This window comes from Nocardiopsis sp. TNDT3 (assembly GCF_003427465.1).
GTDB lineage: Bacteria > Actinomycetota > Actinomycetes > Streptosporangiales > Streptosporangiaceae > Nocardiopsis > Nocardiopsis dassonvillei.
The window spans coordinates 1-3,292 of record NZ_QPFC01000289.1; the positions used below are offsets into that span (position 1 = coordinate 1).

Below are 3,292 nucleotides of genomic sequence, written 5' to 3' on the forward strand. Positions count from 1 at the left end.
GCGGGCGGGGAACCGCCGCCGGAATCCGGAGAGCCCGCCCTCCCGAGACGCGCCCGCACAGCCGAGGGGCGTCCGCCGGAGCCGGGGCGCCCGCCCTCCGGTGGGACGCCCTCCAGGACCGGCGATGCCGCTGGAACCCTCCGGCCCGGGGGTCCCCGGGTTCCAGCGGGCCGACCGGGGCGGTGGGAAGGCACACGAGCGTCGCACCGGAGGACTACCGTGGCGGTGACCGGCGATCCGAGACGGGAAGCACACGTGAGCACCTGGGACGAACCGCTGAGCAGGGGGCCCCTCAGGGGCAAGACGGCCAAGGCCCTCGCCGAGAAGCTCGATCTGCACACCCTCGGCGACCTGCTGCGCTACTACCCGCGCCGCTACGACCGGCGCGGCGACCTGACCGATCTCGCGGCACTGCGCGAGGGCGAGGAGGTCACCGTGCAGGCCCGCGTCCTGGACGCCAAGCGGCGCACCGTGCCCGCGCGGCAGGGACGACGCCGCATGGACATGATGGAGGCCACCGTCACCGACGGCACCGGGCGCCTGCACCTGACCTTCTTCAACCGGGGCTCCTACCACCAGGGGGCCCTCGTCCCCGGGCGCCTGGCGATGTTCTCCGGCCGGGTCTCCACCTTCAAGGGCCGCCGCCAGCTCGACCACCCCCAGTACGAACTCCTCGACGAGGACGGCCACGAGGGCGAGCGGGCCCGGGCCTACGCAGAGGAGCTCATCCCCGTCTACCCGGCGGTCAAGGGCCTGGACTCCACCACCATCGCCCGCACCGTCGACATCGTCCTCGCCGACGTGGACAGCCTGCCCGACCCGCTGCCCCCCGAACTGCGCGAACGGCGCGGGCTCCTCGGCGTCGCCGACGCCCTGCGCCGGATCCACCGCCCCGCCGAGTGGTCCGACGTCGGCGCCGCCCGCCGCCGGTTGAAGTGGGACGAGGCCTTCGTCCTCCAGCTCGCGCTCGCCCAGCGGCGCCACCGCGCGGAGGACCTGCCGGCCAAGCCCCGGCCCGGCGCGGTCGGCGGTCTCCTGGACGCCTTCGACGCCCAGCTGCCCTTCACGCTCACCGAGGGCCAGCGGGAGGTCGGCGAACGCCTCGCCGAGCGGCTCGACGCCGCCCACCCCATGCACTGCCTGCTCCAGGGCGACGTCGGCGCGGGCAAGACCCTGGTCGCGCTGCGGGCCATGCTCCGGGTCGTGGACTCCGGCGGCCAGGCCGTCATGCTCGCGCCCACCGAGGTCCTGGCCCAGCAGCACCACCGGTCCATCAGCGCCATGCTCGGCGCGCTCGGCCGCGCCGGACAGATCGACGGCGCGGAGAACGCCACGCGGGTGGCGCTGCTCACCGGTTCCATGAACGCCGCCGCCCGCAGGGAGGCCCTGCTCGACGCGGCGTCCGGCGCCGCGGGGATCGTCGTGGGCACCCACGCCCTGCTCCAGGAGCACGTGTCCTTCGCCGACCTGGGGCTGGTGGTGGTCGACGAGCAGCACCGGTTCGGCGTGGAGCAGCGCGACGCCCTGCGGGAGAAGGCCGTGGACGGGCGCCCCCACGTGCTGGTCATGACGGCCACGCCCATCCCGCGCACCGTCGCGATGACCGTCTACGGCGACCTCGACGTGGTCGCGCTCACCCAGCTGCCCACCGGTCGCGCGCCCGTGTCCACGCACGTGGTGCCCGCGAGCGAGAAGCCGCACTTCCTGGCCAGGGCCTGGGAGCGCATCCGGGAGGAGGCGGGCGGCGGGCACCAGGCCTTCGTGGTCTGCCCGCGGATCGGCGACGACGCCAAGGAGGAGGCGGAGGAGGAGGTCGGCGCGGGCGACGGCGAGGAGGCCGCGGGCGCCCGGCCGCCCCTGGCGGTGCTCGACGTGGCGGCGCGGCTGCGGGAGGGGCCGCTCTCCGAACTGCGCGTGGAGGTCCTGCACGGCCGGATGGCGCCCGACGACAAGGACGCGGTGATGCGCCGGTTCTCGGCCGGGGACACCGACGCCGTCGTCTCCACCACCGTCATCGAGGTGGGCGTGGACGTGCCCAACGCCACAGTGATGGTCATCATGGACGCGGACCGCTTCGGCGTCTCGCAGCTGCACCAGCTGCGCGGCCGGGTCGGCCGGGGCCAACTGCCGGGGCTGTGCCTGCTGGTCACCGACGCCGAGGAGGGTTCCCCGGCGCGTGAACGGCTGGCCGCGGTGGCCGCGACCACCGACGGCTTCGAACTCTCCCGGGTGGACCTGGAGATGCGCCGCGAGGGCGACGTGCTGGGCGACTCGCAGTCCGGAGCCCGGTCCAGCCTGCGGATGCTCACCCTGCTCAAGGACGAGGAGCTCATCGGGGAGGCGCGCGAGGAGGCCACGGCCTACGTGGCGGCCGATCCCGGGCTGACCGGGCACCCGCCGCTGGCCCAGGCGCTGGAGACGCTGCTGCCCGAGGAACGTGCGGAGTACCTGGACAAGGCCTGAGCGGCCGGGGTGCCCGGTCGTCCACGGGCCGCGGCGTCGTCCACAGGCCGTGGTCGGACCTGGTGCGGCCCGCGCGCCGGGGCCTGACGTGGAAAGCGGGGGGTCCCCGGGCCGCCGGCCTCGTGCTGCCCGCGTACCGGGGCGCCCGCGCACCGGGGCGCCCGCGCACCCCGGCCGCTACCGTGGGGGCATGACCCGCATCATCGCCGGTACGGCCGGTGGACGGCGCATCTCCGTCCCCGAGGGCCGTAACACCCGCCCCACCAGCGACCGGGCCCGCGAGGCGCTGTTCTCCTCCGTGCAGTCCGACCTCGGCTCCCTCGACGGCGCCCGGGTGATGGACCTGTACGCGGGCTCGGGGGCCATCGGCCTGGAGGCCCTGTCCCGGGGCGCCGCGCACGCGCTGCTGGTGGAGGCCGACCGCCGGGCGGCCCAGGTGCTGCGGGACAACATCCAGACGCTCGGGCTCCCCGGGGCGCGCCTGGTCGCCGACCGCGTGGAACGGGTGGTCGGCGCGGACAACACCGGCGACCCCTACGACGTCGTCGTCGCCGACCCGCCCTACGCCGTCACCGACGCCGAGGTCGCCGGGGTGCTGGCCGACCTGGTCGGCCGCGGCTGGCTGGCCGAGGACGCCGTGGTCGTCGTCGAACGCTCCAAGCGCGGTGCCGAACCCTCCTGGCCCGAGGGCCTGGAACGCGACCGCAGCCGGGGGTACGGGGAGGCGGTTCTCTGGTACGCCCGCCCGTCGCCCACCACCACCCTCACCTGACGCCTGCGGCGCGGTACTTCCGTGCCCGTCGCCCACCACCACCCTCACCTGACGCCT

At 75.6% G+C, this 3,292-nt stretch carries 2 protein-coding genes; both read left to right on the top strand.

Translation table 11 applies throughout. The features are described from left to right. The first annotated feature begins 255 nt into the window (after positions 1-255). A complete protein-coding gene (gene recG, locus DQW06_RS07800; RefSeq protein ID WP_041552176.1) occupies positions 256-2,463 on the top strand; it encodes an ATP-dependent DNA helicase RecG in 2,208 nt (735 codons plus the stop codon). 190 nt (positions 2,464-2,653) lie between these two features. Next, the gene (rsmD, locus tag DQW06_RS07805; RefSeq protein ID WP_013151265.1) at positions 2,654-3,235 is read left to right on the top strand and encodes a 16S rRNA (guanine(966)-N(2))-methyltransferase RsmD; all 582 of its coding nucleotides are present in this window, start codon (positions 2,654-2,656) and stop codon (positions 3,233-3,235) included. Positions 3,236-3,292: the final 57 nt, after the last annotated feature.